Origin of the sequence: Miniphocaeibacter massiliensis (assembly GCF_900232905.1) — a bacterium.
In the GTDB taxonomy this organism is placed as follows: domain Bacteria; phylum Bacillota; class Clostridia; order Tissierellales; family Peptoniphilaceae; genus Miniphocaeibacter; species Miniphocaeibacter massiliensis.
Window position 1 is genome coordinate 1 of record NZ_OCTQ01000001.1, and the last position, 25,036, is coordinate 25,036.

General features: G+C 28.2%; 28 protein-coding genes and 1 rRNA gene. 26 read left to right on the forward strand and 3 right to left on the reverse strand.

Annotated features, from left to right (window positions below; translation table 11 throughout):
- The first annotated feature begins 8 nt into the window (after positions 1-8).
- The 12 genes from rrf (at position 9) to prfA (ending at position 9,337) form a co-directional block, all read left to right on the forward strand.
- Positions 9-125: ribosomal RNA gene (gene rrf / locus CS899_RS00005) — 5S ribosomal RNA — on the forward strand.
- Positions 126-424: 299 nt separating this feature from the next.
- Positions 425-1,474, forward strand: a complete 1,050-nt coding sequence (locus tag CS899_RS00010; protein WP_099202913.1) for an inorganic phosphate transporter — start codon at positions 425-427, stop codon at positions 1,472-1,474.
- A gap of 9 nt (positions 1,475-1,483) precedes the next feature.
- Entirely contained in the window at positions 1,484-2,098 is a 615-nt protein-coding gene (locus CS899_RS00015) for a DUF47 domain-containing protein (RefSeq protein WP_099202915.1), read from the forward strand.
- An 18-nt stretch (positions 2,099-2,116) separates the two neighbouring features.
- Positions 2,117-2,764 carry a fructose-6-phosphate aldolase gene (fsa, locus tag CS899_RS00020; RefSeq protein WP_099202917.1) on the forward strand — a complete coding sequence of 216 codons (648 nt, stop codon included), beginning with the start codon at positions 2,117-2,119 and terminating at the stop codon, positions 2,762-2,764.
- Between the two features lie 40 nt (positions 2,765-2,804).
- The gene (gene glpX / locus CS899_RS00025; protein WP_099202918.1) at positions 2,805-3,797 is read left to right on the forward strand and encodes a class II fructose-bisphosphatase; all 993 of its coding nucleotides are present in this window, start codon (positions 2,805-2,807) and stop codon (positions 3,795-3,797) included.
- 1 nt (position 3,798) lies between these two features.
- On the forward strand, positions 3,799-5,145 hold the full coding sequence (gene rho / locus CS899_RS00030) for a transcription termination factor Rho (RefSeq protein WP_099202919.1): 1,347 nt from the start codon (positions 3,799-3,801) through the stop codon (positions 5,143-5,145).
- A 69-nt stretch (positions 5,146-5,214) separates the two neighbouring features.
- Positions 5,215-5,418 (forward strand): 50S ribosomal protein L31, encoded by a 204-nt coding sequence (gene rpmE, locus CS899_RS00035; RefSeq protein WP_099202920.1) that lies wholly within the window; start codon positions 5,215-5,217, stop codon positions 5,416-5,418.
- Positions 5,419-5,470: 52 nt separating this feature from the next.
- On the forward strand, positions 5,471-6,394 hold the full coding sequence (locus CS899_RS00040) for a DUF1385 domain-containing protein (RefSeq protein ID WP_099202921.1): 924 nt from the start codon (positions 5,471-5,473) through the stop codon (positions 6,392-6,394).
- A complete protein-coding gene (prmC, locus tag CS899_RS00045) occupies positions 6,388-7,188 on the forward strand; it encodes a peptide chain release factor N(5)-glutamine methyltransferase (RefSeq protein WP_099202922.1) in 801 nt (266 codons plus the stop codon). The genes CS899_RS00040 and prmC overlap by 7 nt, the downstream gene beginning before the upstream one ends.
- Positions 7,189-7,190: 2 nt before the next feature.
- On the forward strand, positions 7,191-7,709 hold the full coding sequence (locus tag CS899_RS00050) for a chromate transporter (protein WP_099202923.1): 519 nt from the start codon (positions 7,191-7,193) through the stop codon (positions 7,707-7,709).
- 10 nt (positions 7,710-7,719) lie between these two features.
- Complete coding sequence (locus CS899_RS00055) at positions 7,720-8,268, forward strand: chromate transporter (RefSeq protein ID WP_242491836.1); 549 nt, start codon at positions 7,720-7,722, stop codon at positions 8,266-8,268.
- A 1-nt stretch (position 8,269) separates the two neighbouring features.
- Positions 8,270-9,337, forward strand: coding sequence for a peptide chain release factor 1 (gene prfA / locus CS899_RS00060; protein ID WP_099202924.1), 1,068 nt, complete (start codon positions 8,270-8,272; stop codon positions 9,335-9,337).
- A gap of 77 nt (positions 9,338-9,414) precedes the next feature.
- Here prfA and CS899_RS00065 read toward each other — a convergent pair whose 3' ends face one another.
- The gene (locus CS899_RS00065) at positions 9,415-9,843 is read right to left on the reverse strand and encodes a GNAT family N-acetyltransferase (RefSeq protein ID WP_099202925.1); all 429 of its coding nucleotides are present in this window, start codon (positions 9,841-9,843) and stop codon (positions 9,415-9,417) included.
- 137 nt (positions 9,844-9,980) lie between these two features.
- Between CS899_RS00065 and CS899_RS00070 the strand changes: the two genes are divergently transcribed.
- From CS899_RS00070 to CS899_RS00100, 7 genes are all read left to right on the forward strand, one after another.
- A complete protein-coding gene (locus CS899_RS00070) occupies positions 9,981-11,234 on the forward strand; it encodes a bifunctional folylpolyglutamate synthase/dihydrofolate synthase (protein WP_099202926.1) in 1,254 nt (417 codons plus the stop codon).
- 10 nt (positions 11,235-11,244) lie between these two features.
- Positions 11,245-12,153: a UDP-N-acetylmuramate dehydrogenase gene (gene murB, locus CS899_RS00075; RefSeq protein ID WP_099202927.1), complete on the forward strand. Its 909-nt coding sequence runs from the start codon at positions 11,245-11,247 to the stop codon at positions 12,151-12,153.
- Complete coding sequence (locus CS899_RS00080; protein ID WP_099202928.1) at positions 12,140-12,901, forward strand: PHP domain-containing protein; 762 nt, start codon at positions 12,140-12,142, stop codon at positions 12,899-12,901. Before murB ends, CS899_RS00080 begins: the two co-directional genes overlap by 14 nt.
- A 10-nt stretch (positions 12,902-12,911) precedes the next feature.
- On the forward strand, positions 12,912-13,775 hold the full coding sequence (rapZ, locus tag CS899_RS00085; RefSeq protein ID WP_099202929.1) for an RNase adapter RapZ: 864 nt from the start codon (positions 12,912-12,914) through the stop codon (positions 13,773-13,775).
- A complete protein-coding gene (locus CS899_RS00090) occupies positions 13,741-14,748 on the forward strand; it encodes a gluconeogenesis factor YvcK family protein (RefSeq protein WP_099202930.1) in 1,008 nt (335 codons plus the stop codon). Before rapZ ends, CS899_RS00090 begins: the two co-directional genes overlap by 35 nt.
- 94 nt (positions 14,749-14,842) lie before the next feature.
- Positions 14,843-15,631: an acyl-CoA dehydratase activase gene (locus CS899_RS00095; RefSeq protein WP_099202931.1), complete on the forward strand. Its 789-nt coding sequence runs from the start codon at positions 14,843-14,845 to the stop codon at positions 15,629-15,631.
- Positions 15,628-16,773 carry a double-cubane-cluster-containing anaerobic reductase gene (locus CS899_RS00100; RefSeq protein WP_099202932.1) on the forward strand — a complete coding sequence of 382 codons (1,146 nt, stop codon included), beginning with the start codon at positions 15,628-15,630 and terminating at the stop codon, positions 16,771-16,773. The genes CS899_RS00095 and CS899_RS00100 overlap by 4 nt, the downstream gene beginning before the upstream one ends.
- Positions 16,774-16,798: 25 nt before the next feature.
- Here the strand turns inward: CS899_RS00100 and CS899_RS00105 are convergent, their stop codons facing one another.
- Positions 16,799-17,803, reverse strand: coding sequence for a serine hydrolase domain-containing protein (locus tag CS899_RS00105; protein WP_099202933.1), 1,005 nt, complete (start codon positions 17,801-17,803; stop codon positions 16,799-16,801).
- A 210-nt stretch (positions 17,804-18,013) separates the two neighbouring features.
- Here CS899_RS00105 and CS899_RS00110 point away from each other — a divergent pair, with 210 nt between their 5' ends.
- Complete coding sequence (locus CS899_RS00110; RefSeq protein WP_099202934.1) at positions 18,014-18,379, forward strand: hypothetical protein; 366 nt, start codon at positions 18,014-18,016, stop codon at positions 18,377-18,379.
- Between the two features lie 31 nt (positions 18,380-18,410).
- Here the strand turns inward: CS899_RS00110 and CS899_RS00115 are convergent, their stop codons facing one another.
- The gene (locus CS899_RS00115; protein WP_099202935.1) at positions 18,411-19,448 is read right to left on the reverse strand and encodes a M42 family metallopeptidase; all 1,038 of its coding nucleotides are present in this window, start codon (positions 19,446-19,448) and stop codon (positions 18,411-18,413) included.
- A 254-nt stretch (positions 19,449-19,702) separates the two neighbouring features.
- Here CS899_RS00115 and CS899_RS00120 point away from each other — a divergent pair, with 254 nt between their 5' ends.
- The 6 genes from CS899_RS00120 (at position 19,703) to gcvT (ending at position 25,029) form a co-directional block, all read left to right on the forward strand.
- Positions 19,703-20,116 carry an NUDIX hydrolase gene (locus CS899_RS00120; RefSeq protein ID WP_099202936.1) on the forward strand — a complete coding sequence of 138 codons (414 nt, stop codon included), beginning with the start codon at positions 19,703-19,705 and terminating at the stop codon, positions 20,114-20,116.
- Positions 20,117-20,118: 2 nt separating this feature from the next.
- A complete protein-coding gene (gene whiA / locus CS899_RS00125; protein WP_099202937.1) occupies positions 20,119-21,048 on the forward strand; it encodes a DNA-binding protein WhiA in 930 nt (309 codons plus the stop codon).
- A gap of 104 nt (positions 21,049-21,152) precedes the next feature.
- Positions 21,153-21,842 carry a response regulator transcription factor gene (locus CS899_RS00130; RefSeq protein ID WP_099202938.1) on the forward strand — a complete coding sequence of 230 codons (690 nt, stop codon included), beginning with the start codon at positions 21,153-21,155 and terminating at the stop codon, positions 21,840-21,842.
- Positions 21,839-23,167, forward strand: coding sequence for a sensor histidine kinase (locus tag CS899_RS00135; RefSeq protein ID WP_099202939.1), 1,329 nt, complete (start codon positions 21,839-21,841; stop codon positions 23,165-23,167). Before CS899_RS00130 ends, CS899_RS00135 begins: the two co-directional genes overlap by 4 nt.
- A 33-nt stretch (positions 23,168-23,200) precedes the next feature.
- A complete protein-coding gene (locus tag CS899_RS00140) occupies positions 23,201-23,647 on the forward strand; it encodes a MarR family winged helix-turn-helix transcriptional regulator (protein WP_099202940.1) in 447 nt (148 codons plus the stop codon).
- Between the two features lie 290 nt (positions 23,648-23,937).
- A complete protein-coding gene (gene gcvT / locus CS899_RS00145) occupies positions 23,938-25,029 on the forward strand; it encodes a glycine cleavage system aminomethyltransferase GcvT (protein ID WP_099202941.1) in 1,092 nt (363 codons plus the stop codon).
- Positions 25,030-25,036 lie beyond the last annotated feature (7 nt).

Sequence of the window (25,036 nt, forward strand, 5' to 3'; positions counted from 1 at the left end):
GGGCTTCATAGGGTGAAGATAGCGAAAGGGATACACCTGTACCCATCTCGAACACAGAAGTTAAGCCTTTCTACGCTGATGGTACTATGATGGCGACGTCATGGGAGAGTAGGTATTCGCCCAACAATTAAGTTCCCTATACGATGGTCGTATGGGGAATTTTTTATTGTAAAAAATTATTGGAAATATATATACACAAAAAACAAAGAGTTCTATTTTTACTCTTTCTTTTCTTTATAGCTGAGTTTATAAATTTAGCTATTATAATTTTTGAAATATTATTACGAATTCTAAATTTTTTATTAATATTAAAGTCTTTTAATTTTAGGTATATTATATTTGTAAATTAAAATGATTAATGATATTTACATAATTTGTTATTTGCGATAAAATCAATGGGTGAGAATAAATATAAGGAGTAATTATGACAATTTCATTTTCAGGTTTTTTAAGTCAAATGACGTCTAATCCTTCATTATTAATTACAGTAGTTTTAACCTTGGCTGTAATTTTTGTTAATGGATGGACAGATGCACCAAATGCAATAGCGACTTGTGTATCAACAAGGGCTATGAAAGCAAAGCCAGCTATTTTGATGGCAGCAGTTTTTAATTTTCTAGGGGTTTTAGTAATGACTATGATAAATTCTAAAGTTGCACAAACTATATATAATATGGTTGACTTTAGAGGTCATTCAGATGATGCACTAATTGCTTTATGTGCTGCGTTATTTGCAATTGTAATTTGGGCAACAGCCGCTTGGTACTTTGGAATACCAACAAGCGAATCTCATGCATTAATAGCAGGACTTTCTGGTGCAGCGATAGCATTACAAAATAGCCTTAGAGGTATAAATGGCAGTGAATGGATTAAAGTTGTATATGGACTAGGATTATCAACATTATTAGGATTTGGATTCGGTTATGGAATAGTATGGATTGTGAAGATGCTATTTAGAAGAATTGATAGACGTAAAACTCAAGGGTTTTTTCAAGGAAGTCAGATAGCAGGTGGTGCGGCCATGGCATTTATGCATGGAGCTCAAGATGGACAGAAGTTCATGGGAGTTTTTATGTTAGGTATGTTTTTAGCTAAGGGTTCTGAAGCAACGAGTTTTGAAATACCTCTTTGGTTAATGGTACTTTGTTCTCTAGTTATGGGTATAGGAACTTCTATAGGAGGATATAAAATTATAAAATCAGTTGGTATGGATATGGTAAAACTTGAAAAGTATGAAGGTTTTTCTGCAGATTTAGGGGCAGCCCTCTGCTTGTTAGTATCTTCTGTTCTAGGTTTGCCAGTTAGTACTACTCATGTCAAAACAACTGCCATTATGGGAGTTGGAGCCTCAAAGAGACTTACTAATGTTAATTGGTCAGTAGTCAAGGAAATGGTGTTAACTTGGGTATTAACTTTCCCAGGATGTGGAATTATTGGTTTTATAATGGCCAAAATATTTATGATTTTGTTTTAAGGAGATAATATGTCAGTTTATAATTATTATAATGGATTTGCTAAAATGTCAGAGAAGGCAAAAGAATGTGCTAAGTATTTAAACAATGAATTGAAGTCTTTTGACAAATCAACATTACCATCTAAGATAGATGAGATTCATTTAATTGAGCATGAAAGTGATGAAATTAAACATGAAATTATGGAAAATTTAGTAAAAGAGTTTTTACCACCAATAGAGAGAGAAGATATTATGGGATTAACTCATTACTTAGATAATGTTACAGATAATTTAGAAGAAGTTTTAAGAAGTATATATATGTATGGTATAGAAAATATTACTGATGAAGCTATTAAGTTAAGTGAGTTAATAATAAAATGTGTAGATTCTATGCATAAATGTATGGAAGAGTTACATAATTTTAAAAAGTCAAAATCTTTAAAAAGTTTAATTATTACAGTTAATAATATTGAAGAAGAAGGTGACGAATATTATTTAAAAACTATGAAAAACTTATATAGTAGTGAAAAAGATACTTTATATATTTTGTCATGGACTAAGATATATGATTTATTAGAAAAATGCTTAGACTCCTGTGAAACTGTAGCAGGAGAATTAGAAACTATAGTGTTAAAAAATAGTTAATTCTTTAGGGGGAATTTAATGAAGTTTTTTATAGATACAGCAAATGTAGAAGAAATTAAAGAGGTTGCTTCATGGGGAATAGTAGATGGAGTTACTACAAATCCTTCACTCATTGCTAAAGAAGGCAGAATATTTAAAGATGTAATAAAGGAAATTACAAAAATAGTAGATGGACCAATATCAGCAGAAGTAATAAGTTTAGATTCTGACGGTATGGTTAAAGAAGCTATGGACTTGGTTCCAATTAATAAAAATATAGTAATAAAGCTTCCAATGACTAAAGAAGGGCTTAAAGCTTGTAAACAACTTTCAGATAAAGGTGTAAAAACAAATGTAACTTTAATTTTTTCAGCATCTCAAGCTTTAATGGCTGCTAAAGCTGGAGCAACTTATGTAAGTCCATTTCTAGGAAGATTAGATGATATAAGCTCAGATGGTATGATATTGATTGAAGATATTGTAGAAATCTTTACTAATTATGATATAGATACAGAAATTATTTGTGCTTCAGTTAGACATCCAATTCACTTAGTAAATTGCGCAAAAATAGGAGCTGATATTGCCACAGTACCTTATAAAGTTTTTGAACAAATGCTAAAACATCCTTTAACAGATATGGGAATAGAAAAGTTTTTAAAAGATTGGGAATCAGTAAAAGATTTATAAAATTACGAGGGCAAAGCCCTCTTTTTTATTGGAGGATATTATGGATATAAATTTACCTTTAAACCTTGTTAGAGTAACAGAAGCAGCAGCGATTAGATCATTTAGATATATGGGGTTAGGAGATAAAAATGCTGCTGACCAAGCCGCTGTTGATGCAATGCATTTAATATTTAATGGACTTGATATGGACGGTACAGTTGTTATTGGTGAGGGAGAGATAGATGAAGCTCCAATGCTTTATATAGGTGAAAAACTAGGTACTGGAAGGGAAGGATCTGTTAAGTTAGATATAGCTGTTGATCCAGTTGAAGGAACTAATCTAGTAGCAAAAGGTCAGAATAATGCAATTTCTGTTATTGCAGCAGCTCCAAAGGGATGTCTGTTAAATGCTCCGGATATGTACATGGAAAAAATTGCATGTGGACCTGAAGGGGTTGGCTCAATACATTTAGATTTACCAATAGAAGAAAATATTAGAAGAATTGCAAAGATAAAAAATAAGGAAATTTCTGAAACAATAGTAATGGTTCAAGATAGGGCAAGGCATAAAGATTTAGTAGAAAAAATAAGAAATTATGGATCAAGAGTTAAATTATTTAACGATGGAGATGTTAATTCAAGTATCTCTACTTGTTTTAAGAGATCGGGAGTAGATTTGTTTGTAGGTATAGGAGGAGCACCTGAAGGAGTAATATCTGCAGCAGCAATTAAATCACTTGGAGGTTTATTTCAAGGAAGATTGAAGCCAAGAAATGATGAAGAAATTTCAAGATGCAAAACTATGGGTATAAATGACATAAATAAACTATTAAGCTTAGATGACTTGGTAAAAGGAAACGAAGCCTTATTTGCAGCAACAGGTATAACAGATGGAGAATTTTTGAATGGTGTGGTTCAATATCCCAATAATACTGTAAAAACTCATTCAATAATGTTAAGAGCAGAAACAGGGACTATAAGATTTGTTGAAGCATTGCATAAATTGGATAATAAACCACAGCTATCACCAAGAAACTCAAATTGGAGGAAATAGATTGGACTTAGATGTGTTAAAAGACAAAAAGATAGATGACTTAAAGGTAATAGCAAAAGCTTTAGGTGTACCAGGAATATCAAAATATCGTAAAAATGAACTTATAGAAGAGATTATAAAACAAGCAGAAATAAATGACAGGAACAATTCGGTAAAAGAAGAAACTATTTTCGTTCAAGAAGATAATTCTGATGTGGAAATAGAATCAAATGTAAAAGAAAATACTGGAGGAACTAAAGAAATATCGGGAATTTTAGATATTTTACCAGATGGATATGGATTTTTAAGATCTGACGGTTATAATTCTGGAGATGAAGATATTTATGTACCACCAGTTCAAATAAGAAGATTTAGGTTAAAAACAGGAGATTATATAGTTGGACTAACGAGAGAAAAAAAAGAAAAAGAAAAGTTTTCTCCTCTTATATATGTAAATTCAGTAAATTATGAAGGACCAGAGAATCTAAGAAATAGAAGAAATTTTGAAGATTTAACGCCAATATACCCAACTAAAAGATTAAAGTTAGAGAATAATAAAAATGAATTATCTACAAGAATAATAGACTTGGTTTCTCCAATAGGAAAAGGGCAAAGGGGAATGATAGTTGCACCACCAAAAACAGGAAAAACAACTTTACTTAAATCTATAGCAAATGCAATTTCAAAAAATAATCCAGAAGCTTTCTTAATAGTTTTATTAATCGATGAAAGACCAGAAGAAGTTACAGATATGCAAAGATCTGTAAATGGTGAAGTAGTAGCTTCAACATTTGATGAACTTCCTCAAAATCATACAAGAATTTCCGAAATAGTTTTAGAAAGAGCAAAAAGACTTGTTGAACATGGTAAAGATGTAGTTATATTAATGGACAGCTTAACAAGACTTTCAAGAGCATATAATATTACTAGCCCATATTCAGGAAAAACTTTATCTGGAGGACTTGATCCTTTAGCTCTAAATCATCCAAAGAGGTTTTTTGGTGCAGCAAGAAATATAGAAGAAGGTGGCAGTTTAACAATATTAGCTACAGCATTAATAGATACAGGATCTAGAATGGATGATGTTATATTTGAAGAATTTAAAGGTACAGGTAATATGGAGGTACATTTAGATAGAAATCTTTCAGATTTAAGAGTATTTCCTGCAATAGATATTTATAAGTCAGGAACTCGAAAGGAAGAACTTTTACTTTCAAATGATGAGTTAGAGACTATGAGAAAGATTAGAAGAACACTATCTAAGAGTAGTAATCAACAAATTGCAGATAAAATAATGGAAATGCTGAAAAACACAAAAAGTAACGAAGAATTTGTAAATTCAATAAATAAAGTTAATTTTAATAGTTGATTAAGAGAAAATACTATGGTATAATTGTAAAGCTGAATGTTTGTAAACTATAACGAAAGAGGTGAAAGAATGAAAGACGGAATTCATCCAGAATATCATGAAGCTACAGTAACTTGTGTTTCATGTGGAAATACTTTTAAAACAGGTTCAACAAAAGAAGAGATTAAAGTTGAAATTTGTTCAGAATGTCATCCTTTCTACACAGGTCGTCAAAGATTTGTAGAACGTGGTGGTAGAGTTGAGAAATTTAAGGAAAAATATAATATTAAATAGTTCAAAAGGGCTAGTACGTAAAGTACTAGCTTTTTAAAATATAGGAGTATTTATGGCAAATAAAAAAAAGACAACTATAGGTGGACAAGCATTATACGAAGGAATTTTAATGAGAGGTCCTTACAAAACTAGCATAGTAGTTAGAAAACCAGATAATGAATTAGAGATAACGGAAGAAGAAAATAAAACAATAAGTTCTAAATATAAAATTTTAAGGATGCCTTTTATTAGAGGAATAGTATCTCTAATAGAGTCTTTAGTAATGGGAACAAAAGCCTTAGTCTATTCAATTTCCTTTTTTGATGATGAGGAAGATGAAGAAGAAAGTTTTTTAGAAAAAAAATTTGGTGAAAAGGCAGAGTCTATAGGGACGGCTTTATCGATCATATCATCATTAGCTCTATCCATATTAATATTTTTCTTTATTCCCACAATAGTCACATCTTTGTTTAAGAAAATAGTCACAAATACTGTTTTATTAAATTTAATAGAAGGATTTATAAGAATAATTATATTTTTAGCTTATATTTACTTAGTCTCAAAGCTTGAAGATATGAAAAGAGTTTTTATGTATCATGGTGCAGAGCATAAATCCATTCATTGTTATGAAAATGGAGAAGAATTGACAGTTGAAAATGTAAGAAAATGTTCAAGACTTCATAGAAGATGTGGTACAAGTTTTATTTTTACTGTAATGATAACTTCAATATTAGTGTTGTCATTTTTTGGCTGGCCAAATCCATTAATGAGACTTGTAACTAGATTATTAGCATTACCGTTCATAGCAGGTTTTTCTTATGAAATAAATAGACTGTTAGGTAGAGCTGATGGAATAATTTCAAAAATATTATCTGCACCAGGACTTTTGGTTCAAAAACTAGGTACAGTAAAAGAACCTACAGATGATATGATAGAAGTTGCAATAGTTGCACTAAAAAAAGTTATACCAGAAGATTCGAAGGCTGATATATGGTAGTAGATGATGTTTTTAAACTCTTTGGAAGAGTAGATGGAGAAATTATATTAGAATACTTTTTTAACTTAGATAAAATTTCTATTTACTTAAATAGGAATAGGGTTTTAGAACAAAATGAAGAGAAAAAAATTCTAGAAATTTATGAAAAATATCAGGATAATTATCCCTTACAATATATTTTAGGAGAATGGAATTTTTATGGGCGAAATTTTTATGTAGAAGAAGGAGTTTTAATTCCTCGTTTTGAAACAGAAATCTTGGTAGAAAAAATTTTGAAATTAAATTCTAATATTAAAGATATTTTAGAAATTGGTGTTGGCACAGGAATAGTATCTTTAACATTAGCTTTAGAAAATATAAACTTAAACATAGTAGGAGTAGATATATCTAAGAAGGCTATTGAATTAGCAAATAAAAATAAAAAAAGATATAATATTAGAAATTGTAGTTTTGTAGAGAGTGATTTGTACTCCAATTTAGATAGAGAATTAAAGTATGATTTGATAGTTTCAAATCCTCCATATATAGATAATAAAGATATGAAAAAACTCGATAGAAAACTTGATTATGAACCGCAAAATGCACTATATGGTGGAGAAGATGGTTTATACTTTTATAAGAAAATAATAGAAGGTTCTATAAATTTTCTAAAAGAGAATTCTTATATTGCATTTGAAATAGGATATAATCAAGCTGAGGATATAAGTAAAGAATTAAAAAAATATAAATTTACAGATATAAAAATATACAAGGATTATAATAACTTTGATAGATGTATAATAGCTAGGAGATAAATATGATTTTATTAAAAATATTTATTACCTTTTTCAAAATAGGAGCTTTTAGTTTTGGAGGAGGATATGCAATGCTACCATTGATAATGCAAGAAGTAGTCTATACAAATGGTTGGATTAGCAAAGAGGTACTACTAAATATGGTATCAATATCCCAAGTAACTCCAGGACCAATAGCTATTAATATGGCAACATTTGTTGGATATCTAAAAACAGGAGCCATAGGATCTTTAATAGCTACAATTGCTGTGATTTTGCCTTCAATAGTACTAGTGAGCATTATGTATTTATTTATACAAAAATTTAAAGGTAATATATATTTAGAATGGTTTTTGAATGGAATACAAGTCGTAATAATAGGGTTAATAGCAGCAGGATTTTTATCTGTTTTTCTAGAAGGAGTAGATAGCTTAATATCAACATTGATATTTATTGTAAGCTTCTATTTAGTAGGATATAAAAAGGTACATCCTATACCTGTAATATTTGTTGCGGGATTATTGGGCACTGTGTTATTATAATGGAGGCAGTATGCTGTATTTTGAAATGTTTAGAGTGTTTTTTATGATAGGAGCATTTACCATAGGCGGAGGATATGCCATGGTACCTATAATAGAAAAGGAAGTAGTAGATAAGAAAAAATGGTTAAACAATAAGGAATTTATGGAAGCATTAGCAGTAGCACAAAGTCTTCCAGGAGTATTAGCTGTCAATTTAAGTATTTATATAGGGTTAAAGATAAAAGGATATAAGGGAGCTTTTTCTTGTATGATAGGAGCTGTTCTTCCATCGTTTTTAATAATTTTATTAGTGGCTAATTTTTATAACAAACTGGCAGATACAAAAATAGTAGATAAAATTTTTAAAGGAGCTCTTCCAGCGGTAGCTGCAGTTATAGCTGCAGCAGTATATACATTAGGTAAAAAATCCAAATTTAAGTATTATCATTATATTGTTGCCATTTTAGTAGCATTATCTGTAGAATTATTAAATTTAAGTCCTATATTCTTGATTTTAGTGTTTGGAATAGGATATATAATATATAAAAAATTAGTCCTAAGTAATAGGAGAGGGGATTAAAATGTTTGAAAATTTAGCACAAATAGAAGAAAAATATTCTGACTTAGAAACAAAAATTTCTAATCCAGAAGTTATGAAAGATATGAATAATTGGCAAAAATTAGTTAAAGAACATTCTGATTTAAAACCAATTGTAGAAAAATATAAAGAATATGATCATGCAAAAAATATCTTAGAAGAAGATAAAGTTATGTTAAGTGAAAAGATTGATGATGATATGAAAGAGCTATTAAAAGAAGAAATATCTAACCTTGAAGAAGATATAGTAAAATTTGAAGATGAATTAAAAATTTTATTGCTTCCTAAAGATCCGAATGACCATAAGAATGTATTCTTGGAAATAAGAGCAGGTGCGGGTGGTGATGAAGCAGGACTATTTGCAGGGGAATTACTTAGAATGTATCAAATGTTTTCAGACAAACAAGGTTGGAAAACAGAAGTTATGGAGATAGCAGAGCAAGGTGTAGGTGGAATCAAAGAAGCAATAATAATGATAAAAGGCGAGGGAGCATACTCAAAATTAAAATATGAATCAGGAGTTCATAGAGTTCAAAGAGTTCCAACAACTGAGTCTAGTGGTAGAATTCATACATCAGCAGCAACAGTTGCAGTTTTACCAGAAGCTGATGATGTCGATGTTCAAATAGAACAAAAAGATATTAGAGTTGATGTATTTAGATCTTCAGGTAATGGTGGTCAGTCAGTAAATACAACAGATTCTGCTGTAAGGATTACTCATATACCAACAGGACTTGTAGTTTCTTGCCAAGATGAAAAGTCTCAATTAAAAAACAAAGATAAAGCTATGAAAATACTTAAATCTAGACTTTATGATTTAATGCAAGAAGAACAAAATAAAGATATAGCTGATTCAAGAAAGTCACAAGTAGGTTCTGGAGATAGATCTGAAAGAATTAGAACTTATAATTTTCCTCAAGGAAGAGTTACAGATCATAGAATTAATTTAACATTATATAGATTACAAGATTTCTTAGATGGAAATATTGAAGAAATGTTGGATGCATTAATAACGTATGACCAAACCGAAAAATTAAAATTAGTAAGTTAATTTGTGAATAAAATAATAAAAAATAGAAGTTGTAAATTTATAACTTCTATTTTTTTTATTATAAGTTATAGTACATGTTAATTATCATAAAATATAAAACCGAATTTTGAGTAGAGTTTAAGACCATCTTTAGATGCTTTAAGTATTACATCAGAAAAATTTAAATTTTTAGCTTCAGATAATATTTTGGTTAAAAGTATAGTTGCTAAACCCATTCTTCTATATTTTTTTAAGGTATACATATTAGTAATATATGCTTTTTTGCCAGATGGATTGGCATAAGTAGGAGGTAATTGATATATACATAAACCACTTGTTGCAATAATATTACCTTGTTCAATAGCTATCCAAGATATATAGGAATTATTATTAAAATTATGATAAAAATATTCCTTAAGTTCATTGTCTATATTTTTATCATCTAACATCCCTTCATCAATAAGTTGTTGTTTTCTCAATTCTACTAAAGCTTCAATATCATTTGTAGTAGCCTTTCTAAATTTCATAAGTTCCTCCATAAAGTTTTTTATATTATGTCATAAGCAGTTTGATTTTTCAAATCATAATATAGAATAAATTTTTTAATCATAGATATTCTTATAGGCATTAATATCTATGGTATAATTTTTAAGTGGAGAAGATTATGAAAAATAAAAACAAAGATATATTAAATATTTCAAATGAGGAAAGGTCTTATAATGGAGCTGAAAATATTAAACCGATCTTAGAATATTTAGAAAACCCTCAAAATAAATTAAAAATTATACACATAGCAGGAACAAATGGAAAGGGTTCAACAGCGAATTTTATTAATAATATTTTAATAGAAAACAATTATACAGTTGGAATGTTCTCTTCACCTGCAGTGTATGCTCCAAATGACAGATTTAAAATTAATAATATAAATATTAATGATACTGATTTATACAGTTACTATGAAAAAGTTAATAATATTTCTAAGAAATTAAATATAAAGCTTCATGAATTTGAAAAAGCTACAATTATTTCTTTTTTGTATTTTTATGATAAAAAATGCGATTTTGCAATAATAGAGGTAGGAATAGGTGGAACAATTGATGCTACTAATGTTATGACGAGTACAGTAGTTTCTTTAATTTGCAAAATAGGAAAAGATCACACAGATATGTTAGGAAATACAATACAAGAGATTACTGAACAAAAGGCAGGAATAATTAAAGAAAATGGAACTGTAATATTATATAAACAAGAAGAAGATGTCATGAATATTTTGATAAAAAAAGCTAAGGATAAAAATAATACCATTATTATTCCAGATTTTAATATTATAAAAATTTTAAAACATGATAAAAATAACTTAAAAATAACTTATAAAGATTTTATAATTAATTTGAAAATGATTAATGAAGTGCAAATTTACAATGCTGTTATGGCGATAGAAACAGTTACTTATTTAAATAAAATTGGGTATAAAATTGAAGAAGAAAAAGTATTGAAAGGACTAGAGAATTCCAAAATGGAAGGTAGATTTCAAAAAGTTAATGATAATCCTGTTGTAATAATAGATGGAGCACATAATATAGATAGTGTAAAAGCTTTGAATAAAACATTAAAAGAAGTTTATCCAAATGAAAATTTCGTGTTCATTGTAGGATTTTATGATGATAAAGAATATGCAAAATTAATAGAGATTATGGCACCATTGGGCTATGCATTTATATCATGTATGCCTGAAAGCGAAAGAGCTGTTGAAAGTTCTGATATATATAATTTAGTGGGGCTATTTTGTGACAAAGTGCATAATGGAAAGACCTTGGAGAACAGTCTAGATATAGCAATTAATAATTATATGGATAAGAAAATAATAATTTATGGTTCTCTTTCTTTAATAAGAAATGTAATAGAGTATTTTAAATAGTGGAGGAAACATGTTAAAAGATTTTGAAATAATATTCCCAAAAGAATTAGTTGGAAATATTAAAATTAATGAACCTATGAAAAATCATACGACTTTTAAAATAGGAGGTCCATGTGATGTAATGATAGAGCCTAAAAGCTATGAACAATTACTTAATGCTCTAAAAATAATAAAGGATAATAATTTAGAATACTACATTATAGGTAATGGTAGTAACTTATTAGTTACCGATAAAGGACTTAGAAAAGTAGTAATTAAAATTAATGAAAAATTGTCAAATATAGAAGTTAATGGAGAAACAATTATAGCTCAAGCAGGGGCACTACTTTCTACAGTAGCTAAAAAATCATTTAAATATAATTTAACAGGTCTTGAACCTATGTCTGGAATTCCAGGAGGAATAGGTGGAGCAATAACTATGAATGCAGGAGCCTATGGAGGAGAAATGAAAGATGTAGTTTCTTCTGTAAAAGTTATTACAAAGGATCTTGAAATAAAAGACTATAATCTAGAAGAAATGAATTTAAGGTATAGAAATTCTAGAGTGCAAGATGAAGGGTTAATAGTTTTGGAAGTTACTATGAAATTACAAAAGGGAGATCCTATAAAAATAAAAGAAATCTACGATGATTTGACAGAAAAAAGGGTGACAAAACAACCTTTAGAATTTGCATCAGCAGGTTCTACTTTTAAGCGACCAGAAGGTTACTTTGCAGGTAAATTGATTGATGATAGTGGTTTAAGAGGATATAGATACAATGATGCACAGGTAAGTGAAAAACATTGTGGATTTGTTATAAATAGAGGAAATGCGACATATAAAGATATTATGGAAGTTATTCATCATGTACAAAATATTGTAATGGATAATTTTGGAGTTAAATTGGAACCGGAGATAAGGATAATTGGAGAACAATAAATATAAATTAACAGCAGACTATCACACACATACTATTTATAGTAAAAATAATCATGGTAAAGGTACAATAAGACAAAATGTTGAGCAAGCTATTAGATTGGGAATTAAAGAAATTTATATTACAGATCATGGTCCAGGACATCCACTTTATGGAATTAGCAGAAAAAAACTTCCACAAATAAGGACAGAAATAGATAAACTTAAGGAAGAATACAAAGATAAAATAAATATAGTATTAGGTGTGGAAGCAAATATAGTAGATTATAATGGGAAATATGATATAAGAGATGAAGATTTAAAATATTTTGACAAAATTAATTTAGGATATCATAGTGGAGTATGGTTTAAAAATATAAAAAGTTTTTTTATTTATCATATATTAAATAGGATAGCAAAATATAATAAGAAGATTAAAGATTATTGTATTAAAGTTAATACAGATGCAGTTATAAAAATAATAAAAGAGAAAAATATTAATTTAATAACTCATCCAGGCGATAAAGTAAAAGTAGATATTTTAAGATTAGCTAGAGTTTGTGAAGAGTATGATGTGATTATGGAAATTAACAATCATCATACACATTTAAATGTTCAAGAAATAAAAGAAGCAATGAAGACAGGGGTTAAATTTAGTGTAGGAAGTGATGCACATAAACCAGAAGATGTTGGAGTTGTTGATAGAGCAATACAAAGAATAGAAGAAGCGAATTTAGATATAGATAGAGTGATAAATTTAGAACATAGGTAGGAGTTAATTAATGGAAATTGTAATTGTAACGGGTATGTCAGGAGCTGGAAAGACAGCTGCATTAAATGTATTTGAAGATTTAGGATATTATGCAATGGATAACTTACCTCCTGCACTAATTAAAGAGTTCGTAGCATTAATAAGAAGTAGCAAAGATAATATAACTAAAATAGCAATAGTTGTAGATATAAGAACTAGATCGCTTTATGAGGAATTAATAGATGAGGTATTGTATTTAAGAGAGGATGGAGAAGATATATCCATTTTGTTCTTGGATTCAAAAGATGAAACATTAATTAGAAGATATAAGGAATTAAGAAGGCCACATCCATTAAGTAGAACAGGAAATATTATATCTGGAATAGAGGCGGAAAGAAAACTTTTAGAAAAAGTAAGAATTAATTCCACATATATACTAGATACTTCAGATTTAAAGCTAGGAGAATTAAAGAATAGAATATCTACACTTTACAATTTAACTGAAGAAGATTCAAATAAACTAAATGTAGCTATTGTGTCATTTGGATTTAAACATGGTATTATTTTAGATGCGGATTTAGTTTTTGATGTTAGATTTTTACCAAATCCATTTTATATAGAAGGGCTAAAACAAAAAAATGGAACAAATAAAGAAGTGTATGATTTTGTATTTAGTTATGAACAAAGTGGTGTTTTTATAGAAAAGGTAGTGGATATGTTAGAATTTCTTATTCCTCATTATGAGGAGGAAGGTAAAACTAACTTAGTCATAGGTATAGGATGTACCGGAGGAAAGCATAGATCAGTAGCTATAGCAGAGGAATTAGATAAAAGGCTTTCTCAAAAAGGAGAGGTAACTTATGTATCCCATAGAGATTCAAAATATTGGAAATAAAGATTTGAAAATAGTAACAATCGGTGGAGGAACAGGAAACTCTACAATCCTTAGAGGTCTTAAAAAATTTACTACAAATATAACTACAATAGTTACAGTTGCAGATGATGGCGGAGGGTCAGGTGTACTTAGGGAAGAACTTGGAATACTTCCTCCAGGTGATATAAGAGCATGTCTGATAGCACTTGCAAATACAGAACCAGCAATGGAAAAACTTATGCAATATAGATTTAATGAGGGTAAATTAAAAGGCCAATCATTTGGAAATCTATTTTTAGCAGCAATGAATGATATATATGGTGATTTTGATAAAGCTGTTAAGGAAGCGGGGGAAGTACTTGCAATAACAGGTAAAGTTTTACCAATGACACTTGAAGATGTAGTATTATATGCTGAACTTGAAGGCGGAATTACTTTAAAGGGTGAGTCTAATATAACAGAAAAAAATAAAGATTTTAAGAAAAAGATAAATAGAGTATATATAGAACCAAAGTTATCTGATCCTTTAGATGAAGCAATTGATGATATTATGGATGCTGACTTAATCATAATAGGACCAGGAAGTTTGTATACTTCAATTATTCCAAATCTTTTAGTAAAGAATATAGCAGAAGCTTTAAATAGAACAAATGCTAAAATTTATTATGTTTGTAATATAATGACACAAGATGGTGAAACAGATAATATGGGAGTAAAAGAACATGTTGAAGCTATAAATAGGCATTTAGGATATGATATAATAGATAAAATTGTTGTAAACAATGATATTATACCTAATGAAGTATTACAGAAATATGAAGCTAAACCTATTTATTATACAAAAGCTGACGAAGAAAAATTAGATAATTATGAAGTATTATTATGTCCATGTTACTATTTGCTAGATAAGTATATAAGGCATGATGCAGAAAGAATAAGCAAATATATAATAGATGACTTTAATAAAGATATAGTAAAAATATATGATATGTAAACGAGTATTTTCATATACTCGTTTTTTTTATAACTATCTTTTACAACTTGAAAAGAAAAAGTTATATATGTAAAATGATACAAGGAGGAGGAATATGAATTTTATAGGTATAGGTATAGATATTGGTTCAACTGCAAGTAAGGTAGCAATAAGAGGTGACTATATAAATGAATTTGTGCTTCCAACTGGCTGGAATAGTAAGGAAACAGCGCTACATATAAAAAGAAAATTGCTCGAAGAACACAGTATAAATGTAGAAGAAGAAAATGTATTTGTAATTTCTACAGGCTATGGACGTGTTTCTGTACCTTATTCTAATAAAGAAATAACAGAAATTACATGCCATGGAGTAGGTGTGAAAGAACAATTTAAATATGATCTTTGTACTATAATTGATGTTGGTGGACAAGATACTAAAGTAATTAATTTAAAAGATGGGTTTGTAGATGATTTCATAATGAATGATAAATGTTCTGCCGGAACAGGTAAGTTTTTAGAAATTATGGCAAATAGATTAAATATTACTTTAGAAGAGTTGTTTGAACTTGCAGATATGGGAGAAAAGATAAAAATTAGTTCAATGTGCACTGTATTTGCAGAGTCAGAAATAATATCTTTGATGGGAGAAGGAGAAAAAATAGAGAATATTGCCTCTGGGATAGTTGATTCTGTAGTAACGAAAGTATCACAATTGGTGAAAAGACAGGGAATACAAGGACAAGTAATTTTAACAGGGGGGCTTTCAACAAATAAATTTTTCAAGAAATATTTGACAGAAAAACTTGGAGAAAATGTTGAAGGTTATGAAAAAGGAAGATTTGCAGGAGCTATAGGAGCAGCCTTAATAGCAGAAGAAAAATTTAACAAAAGGGGTAGAGTATGATTGATATAAGAAAAGAATTACCAGAAATATTTGATGATTTTGCAGATGGTAGGAAAAATGCATTTCTAAAAGTAAGAGATGTTAAAGAAAATGGAAATCCTTTAATAGGAGTTTTTTGCACATTTTTTCCACAAGAACTTGCTTTAGCAATTGGAGGAACTTCTGTATCACTTTGTTCAACATCAGATGAAACAATATCAGAAGCAGAAAAAGATTTACCAAGAAACTTATGTCCATTAATAAAATCTAGTTATGGGTTTGCAATAACAGATAAATGTCCGTTCTTCTATTTTTCAGATTTGATAGTTGGAGAAACTACTTGCGATGGTAAAAAGAAAATGTACGAATACTTAGGGGAAACAAAAAATGTTCATGTAATGGAACTTCCAAATACTCAAAGTGAAGAAGGACTTGTACTTTGGGAAAAAGAAATACATAAGATGATAAATATATTAGAAGAACAATTTGGTAGAAAAATTACAAAAGAAAAATTAGAAGAAGCTATTAAAATAAAAAATGCAGAAAGATCAGCAGTAAAAGATTTTTATGGAATAATGAAAGAAGAGGAAATTCCAGTAACAGGGTTGGAATTATGGCATGTGTTAACAGGAATAACATTTGAGTTTAATAAACAAAATATACCAGAACAATTGAAAGAATTAAAAGAAAAAATATACTCAGAAAATAAAAAAATAACAGGAAGACCAAGAATATTAATAACAGGATGTCCAATAGGAGCTGCTACAGAGAAAGTTATTGAAGCAGTAGAAAATAATGGTGGAATAGTAGTAGGATATGAAAATTGTGGTGGTGCAAAAGCTATTGACAGAAATGTTGAAGAAGGAACAGATGACCCAGTAAGAGCTATTGCAGAAAAATATATTCAAATTGGTTGCGCGTGTATGTCACCAAATCCAAATAGAATAGAACTATTAAATAGACTAATAGATGAGTACAAAGTAGATGGCGTTATAGATATGCATTTACAGGCTTGTCAGCCATTCCAAGTAGAATCTTTAAAAATAAAAAGATTTGCGAATAATGATAAAAATATTCCTTATATTAGTGTAGAAACAGATTATTCACAATCAGATGTAGGACAATTAAATACAAGAATAGCAGCATTTATAGAAATGCTGTAAAAAATAAGGAATGATTTTTCATTCCTTATTTTAATAATGGTAGAATATATTTTTTTATAAAAATCCATCTATTTCTAGCTTTAGGAATATAATCGGAAACAATAGAAATAACAGTATCCATTTTAGGTATAATACAAATACATCGGCCACCTGTTCCCATAGCACAATATGCATCAATATCTTCATATTTATAAAGCCACCACAAATAACCATAATCATATTTTAGTTTTGTTGTGGATTCTTCAACCCAATTATTAGGCAGGACTTTTACTCCATTCCACACACCATTATTTAAATATAAGAAACCGAACTTAGCCATTTCTCTAGGAGTTAGACTTAACCCATAGCCTCCAATAGTATAATTTTGGGGATCGTGTTGCCAACCTCTGGCATTTTTTCCAAATATATAATTAGCAGTATAACTTTCCATCTTGAAATTTGGAATAATATCTATACCAATTTTATTAAATAATTCTTTATTAGCATATTCTCTTGCTGTAAATCCACTAGATTTTGTAAGGACTCCAGAAAGGATATGAGTTCCTATAGTAGAATATTTAAATGTTCTGCGTCCTTTGTTAGCAGCGAGAATATTTAAGGAATACTTCATCCAATGAGAAGAATCTATAAGTTCTCCAATAGGTTCATTAATAGATTCAAATGGATATGGTGCTACACAGGTAAGTAAATCTAAGATTCTAATATCTTTTTTTATAGGATTGTCAGTCTTATAATCTGGAAAATAATTTAAAATTTTTTCATCTAACGTTTTAATATATCCATCCTTCATTGAAATACCAATTAAAGATGATAAAACAGATTTAGTTACAGAAGCCACAGAATATTTTTGCTCTTTATTATGACCATTAAAATATTTTTCGTATTTTATATAACCATTTTTCACAACTACAATTCCAGCAATATTTTTGAATCCTTTTTCTATGTTGGATTCTAAATTTTGTTGTTCTTCTTCAGTAAATCCTTTACTAGAAAACTTCCAATCGTCAGTAGGCCAGTAATCTCTTTGCATTTGCTCTCCTCAATTTAAATAATTATATAATATATGATAACACAATAAATTGACCACATAAAATAAATAGAATATAATTGAGTACTATATAGGGGGATATATGAGAAGAAAACTTACATAATATATATTATATTAATACTAATTTTATTGGTATCTTGTACGCCAAAAAGACAAGCTAAAATTTATGATGATAATAACAGAATAGCTGAAATGAAAGATAATTGTACTATAAAAAATATGCAAGGAAAAGAGACAGAAGATGAAAAATCTCTTGACTATAAACTAAATTTCACAGGGGTTTTTACAATATGGGAAATTGAAGTAAAGGAAGACAGTAAAATAACAGCAGATATATATTCTGTGCTTGATAATGAATATATAAAAGTTGTATTAGTAAATTCAAAAAAAGAAGTAATAAATTTGAGTGAAGGAAATTTTAATGAAAAGGTAGATGTAAATTTATCAAGAGGGAAGAACTACATAAAACTTGTTAGTAAAGGTAGCAAAGGAAGATTAAAAATGAGTATAAGTGAAGATGATAGTATCAGTTTTAAAAGAATTGATTTGGAGCATTAATATTTAGAATAAAATAACACCAAGATTGGTGTTATTTTATTGATTCAACAAATCCTATTCCAAGATTCATAGTATTTAATATTCCATTTATGTGTGTTCTTTCAAAAGCATGAGAAGCATCTACACCAGGTCCTATTAGTCCAACTTTAAAATCGTACCCTGCTCTAAGCGCAGCAGAAGCATCTGAACCATAATTAATAAAAATATCTATTTTATAGTCTAAACTTTTTTCTTTAGCAACTTTTTCTAAAATTCTTCTAGTTTCTAAATCATAAGGTCCACTTCCATCTTTTACACATATAGTTGTTGCAGTTTCTTCTGAAGTTTGAGTATTTCCAATAGCTGCCATATCTATGGCAATAAAATACTCTGTACTTGTAGGTAAAGCAGAAGAACTACCGTGTCCGACTTCTTCATAATTACTAATAAAGAAATTAACAGTATATTCAGGCTTTATATTATTTTCAACAAAATATTTAGCTATTCCTATAATTGCAGCTACACCAGCCTTGTCATCTAAATGGCGTGATTTAATATAACCATTTTCTAAAATTTCTACATTAGGATTAAGATAGATGAAATCTCCAACTTGTATTCCAAGTTTTTCTACATCTTCTTTAGATTTTACAACTTCATCTATTCTTATCTCTATATTGTCTAAAGTTCGTTCTAAAGAATTGACATCGTTATAAACGTGAACAGATTGGTGTTCGAAAATTACAGTACCACTATAATTTCTGTTTTCTGATGTATTAATTGTTACATAATTTCCTTCTATTGTAGAAAGAGAATATCCACCAATTTTTGTAACTTTAAGTCTTCCATTTGTTTTGATTTCTTTTACCATTAATCCAAGAGTATCAACATGTCCTGAAAAAGTAATAGCTTCTTTTTTCTTCCCTTCTATTGAAGCAATTAGAGCACCTTTTGTTGTTTTATAGGTTTGTAATCCTAGATTTTTAAATTCAGATTCTACAAATTTTATAGCTTTTTCAGTATCTCCAGTAGGACTAGGTATTAATAGTAAATCTTTTAAAAACTTAGTAATATAATTTTTGTCTATACTCATATAGTCTCTCCTTATTAAATTAAATATGTACAGATATATTATAGCAAGAAAGATTAAAAATTAACAATAATTTACATTAAATGAATAATATTTAAATGAAATGCATATCTTAAATAAGGATACATAAGCTCAGCGAAAATTATAATATATTCAAATTTCACAGTATAGTTGTTTGATAGAAAATACTGACTTTATTTTTTAGATAGGTTATAATAAATTATAGTTTACGTATTTTTCAGATAAGGAGGAAAAACATGGAAGAGGTAAGCGCAGGTGGAATAGTTGTCCATAAAGGTAATGTCGCTGTATTAAGAAAGTTTCGTGGTGATTGGGTACTTCCAAAAGGGCGCTTAGAAAAAGGAGAAACCAGAGAAGAGGCTGCTTTAAGAGAAGTAAATGAAGAATCTGGTGTAAAAGCAGAAATAGTTAGATATATTGGTTATGTAAAATATTGGTACAAACATATAGATGGTATAAAAGTTCAAAAAACGGTACATTATTATTATATGAAAACAACAGATACAAAGCTTATTCCTCAAAGGGAAGAAGGCTTTACAGAAGCTGCATATATGCCTTTTGAAAAAGCAATGCATTATTTAAAACACGATGCTGAAAAAAATATGGTTAATAAGGTTAAAGATTTTTACAAAAAAGAAAGTAAGGGATAAAAATGTCTTTTTCCGTTGATGTAAAAAATGAGGTTTCTAGAATAAAAGTAGATTCTAAAGAAGAAATTTTAGCCGAATTAGGAGCTATGTTTAGAGTAAATGGAACTATACTAAAAAACAATCAAAATTTAAAATTGAAATTTACAACAGAAATTAATTTAATTGCTAGAAGAATATTTACAGAAATAAAACAAATTTATGATTATGATTCTGTAATAGAAGTTAGTAAAAATAATCAGTTGAGAAAGAAAAGTTCTTATAGGATATATTTAGAAGGAGAAATTGCACAAAATTTTTTGTTTGATATAGGTTTGGATGATGATCCATTTTCATTTATGTTTTTAGATGTTCCAGAAAAATTAGTAGATACTAAAAAAAAGAAAAAAGCATATATTAGAGGGAGCTTTTTAGGAGCAGGTTCTATTTCTAGTCCAGAAAAAGCATATCATTTGGAAATTATTACAGGAGAACTCAATTACAGTAAAGAATTTGTAAAATTATTAAATTCATATAATATCTTAGCAAGCATAGTAGAAAGAAATGAGAACTATGTTATATATATAAAAGATAGTGAGATGATTTCTGATTTTTTATCACTAATAGAAGCTTTTCAAAATCTATTTAAGTTTGAGAATATCAGAGTAGTAAAAGAAATAAAGAATAATGTGAATAGAGTCATGAATTGTGAATCTGCGAATATGGATAAAACAATAGAAGCTTCATTAAAACAAATAGAAGATATAGAGTTAATTGATGAGAATATTGGATTAGAAAATATTGATATAAATTTACAAGAGATTGCAGAAATTAGAAGGTCTAATCCGGAGTATTCATTGAAGCAAATTGGAGAAATGTTAAATCCTTCAGTTGGAAAATCTGGAATAAATCATAGGTTTAAAAAGTTAAGAGCTATAGCTGACAAATTTAGATAGGCTATGGCTCTATTTTTATAAAAATAATTAAATTTGAAAAATTTGTAACTTTATTGTAGTAATGTTAAATAAATTTTAGTATATAATAAATTTGGGTGATGTATATGTATAATATTTTAGTTTGTGATGATGAAAAGGATATAGTTGATGCTATATCTATTTACTTAGTACAACAAGATTATGAAGTTCATAAAGCTTATAATGGAAAAGAAGCTTTGGATATAATTAATAAAGAAGATATTGACTTACTTTTAGTTGATATAATGATGCCGGTAATGAATGGAATAGAATTGACAAGAGAAGTTAGGGAAATTTCAGCAATGCCGATTATTATTTTATCTGCTAAAGGGGAGCTTGAAGATAAAGTTGAAGGTTTAGAAGTTGGAGCGGATGATTATATTACAAAACCATTTGATCCAGTAGAACTTTTAGCAAGAGTAAAATCAAATATAAGACGAATAGAGCTTGCAAAAGATAAGGGATCATTTATTGACCAAGAAATTTATACTTCGGGAAGAATTAGGGTAAATAATACAAAGAAAGAAGTTTTGGTAGATGGTGAACCAATAAAAATTACACCTTATGAATATGGAATACTGCTTCTTTTAATATCCAATAAAGGTATGGTTTTTAACTCTGACCAAATTTATGAAAAAGTGTGGGATAGTCCACCTTATGATGTAAAAAAAATAGTGTCAGTACATATTTCTAGACTTAGAGATAAGATAGAGATAAATCCTAGAAAACCAGATCATTTAAAATCAGTGTATGGTATGGGGTATAAAATTGAATGATAAAGAAAGTATTTGGAAAAATTTTATTATTGTTTAAAAAGTTATTTAGTTGGATTAAAAATATCTATTTTAAAATAGATGGTTATATTGAAGACCAGATATTTTATTTATTTTTATTTTTTTCTGTCCAATATTTTGTATATATGACAATATTAGATATCATATTTGGATTAGATGTTTATGGAAATAGTCTAACACCTGAAATTTTTTCTAAAATATTTATTATTTATGTATTTACGCTTGTTTTATACAAGATATATCAAACTATAAAAAAATATGGAGTTCATAGTTTTTTAATATTTGATTTTTTTGCAGGTTTTAGATTTAAATATTTTTTAGTTTATTTTGAATGCTTGGTAATTGAAACTTTTTTGGTTACAGCATATATTAGTATTATAGATGTAAATAGCGATAATTTGGTTAAAATTTTGATAATATTCATTATTCAAAAAATTTCTATATCTATTATGAAAAATTATCTGGGAAAAGTTTTATTAAACAGAAAAATTGAGGCATTGAATAATGGCAATAAAATAAAAGTAAATATTTTAGAGAAAACATATAGTGAATCTATATATTTAATAGACAACTTGTATAGCTCTATGAAAAAATCTTTGGATTCTAAATATAAGAGTGAAAGGTTGAAAACAGATTTAATTACAAATATATCTCATGATATTAAAACTCCTTTAACTTCTATTATTAACTATGTTGATTTAGTAAAAAATAGCAATAATACAGAAGAAAGGAATGAATATATAAAAACTTTAGATTATAATGCTAAAAGATTAAAGACAATGGTAATTGATTTGATAGATGCTTCAAAAACAGGAACTGGAAATATTGATCTAAATTATGAAATAATAGAGTTGAATGAGTTAATATTACAAGTTTATGGGCAGTTTGATTCAGCATTCGAAGATAAAAATCTTGAATTTGAATATAAGAGTTTTAGTGATAATATATTTATAAATGTAGATGGTGATCAATTAAGTAGAGTTTTTGAAAATATAATTACAAATGCAGTAAAATATTGTAAAGAAAATTCAACAATATCGATAAGAATTGAAGTAAAAGATAGTAAACTTATGGTTTCAATAAGTAATATATCTAAGGAACCTTTGGTTGTTAAATCGGAAGATTTACTAGAACAATTTGTAAGAGGAGAACAATCAAGGAGCTCAGAAGGTAGTGGATTAGGATTGTATATATCTAAAAACCTGATAGAATTAATGAAAGGGAAATTTGAAATAAATATAGAAGAAGATATTTTTACGGTTATTATTTCATTTAAGATAAAGACTAATAAGAAAAAAATTGGTTAATAACAGTAAAAATTTTGATAAAAGGTGATGTAAATGAATAAAAATGAAAATGAAAAACTTTCTTTAAGATTATTTATAGATTTAACCAGATCTAATATGACAGTCCAAAGGGAATTGAGTAATAGCTTAAAAGATTCAGGAATAACTTTAACACAATTTGCAGTTATAGAAGCTCTTTACCACAAGGGTAATTTGTGTGTAGGAGAAATTAAGGATTTAATACTTACAACAAGTGGTAACATAACTGTTGTAATTTCTAACTTAGAAAAAGATAAATATATAGAGAGAGTAAAAGATGAAATAGATAAAAGAAAGTTTATAATTTCCCTAACAGATAAAGGAGCTAAATTAGTAGAAAAAATATATCCAATTCAGAAAGTTAAGATTATAGAATTACTTTCTTGCATAGATGAAGAAAATAAAAAAATAATATCTGAGAATTTAAATAAAATATGGTACAAAAAACAATCTAATGAATAGGTTGTTTTTTTATAATCAATAGTAAAGTATATTTGAAACGACATAAGCAAACGTATCCCTAAAGGGATAAAAAAGTCCCGAAGAAACAATAGCCATATTTTAATGAAAATATATAGAAATTTACATTATTTTCACAATGAATTTGCTAATTTTAAAAATAAATATCAAAAAATCCATATAAATTATAATAAGGTTTTCATATTGTAATATTTATCACTTTACTTTATAATAAGTGAGAGGGATACTTTCTTTTTTTAAAACAATTATTTCTATTCTAAGGAGGAATTATAATGAGTGCAAAAAAAACACCACTATATGATCGTCATATAGCTGCGGGTGGAAATGTAGTTGATTATGCAGGGTGGTTTTTACCTGTAGATTATGTAGGGCTTAAAGAAGAGCATAGTGCTGTAAGAGAAAATGTTGGTTTATTTGACGTTTCTCATATGGGAGAATTTACAGTTAAAGGGAAGGAAGCTGTAAAATTTTTGAATTATGTTTTTTCTAATGACTATTCAAAAGTAGCAGATGGTCAAGTGGCTTATACAATGTTATTAAACGAAAATGGTGGAATAATTGATGATTTACTTATTTATAGGAAAAATTCTGAGGATTTTTTAATTATTCCAAATGCAGCAAATGTTGATAAAGATTATAATCATTTAATTAAATTAACTAAAGATTATGATATTGAATTTAAAAACATCTCTGACGAAGTAGGAGAAGTTGCAATTCAAGGACCGAATGCACAAAAAGTACTTCAAAAATTAGTGGATTTTGACTTAGATAAAATAGAATATTATCATTTTGTTGATGGTATTGATTACAAAGGTCATAAGTTATTAATTTCTAGAACTGGTTATACAGGTGAAGATGGATTTGAGGTTTATACTACCAATGAAGGAATCTTACAAGTATGGGATGACTTATTAGAAGCAGGAAAAGAGTTTAGCATGCAATTATGTGGTTTAGGATGTAGAGATACTTTAAGATTTGAAGCATCTATGCCACTATATGGAAACGAAATGGCTGATGATATTTCTCCATTAGAAGCAGGATTGAAATTTGCAGTGAAATTTGACAAAGATGATTTTATAGGAAAAACTGCATTAGAAAAAGAATTAGCTGAAGGTCCAAAGAGAAAAATTATAGGTCTTGAAATGAATGATAAAAGAATTCCAAGACATGGATATGAAATTCAAAAAGATGGAAAGACGATAGGAGTAATAACTACTGGGTATCTTTCACCAACATTAAACAGACGTTTAGCTAATGTATTAATTGATATCGATGAAGCTGTTATAGGAAATGAAGTTGATGTAATTATTAGAAATAAACCATCAAAAGCAACTATAATAAGCAAAAGATATATGAAAAAATAATAAAATA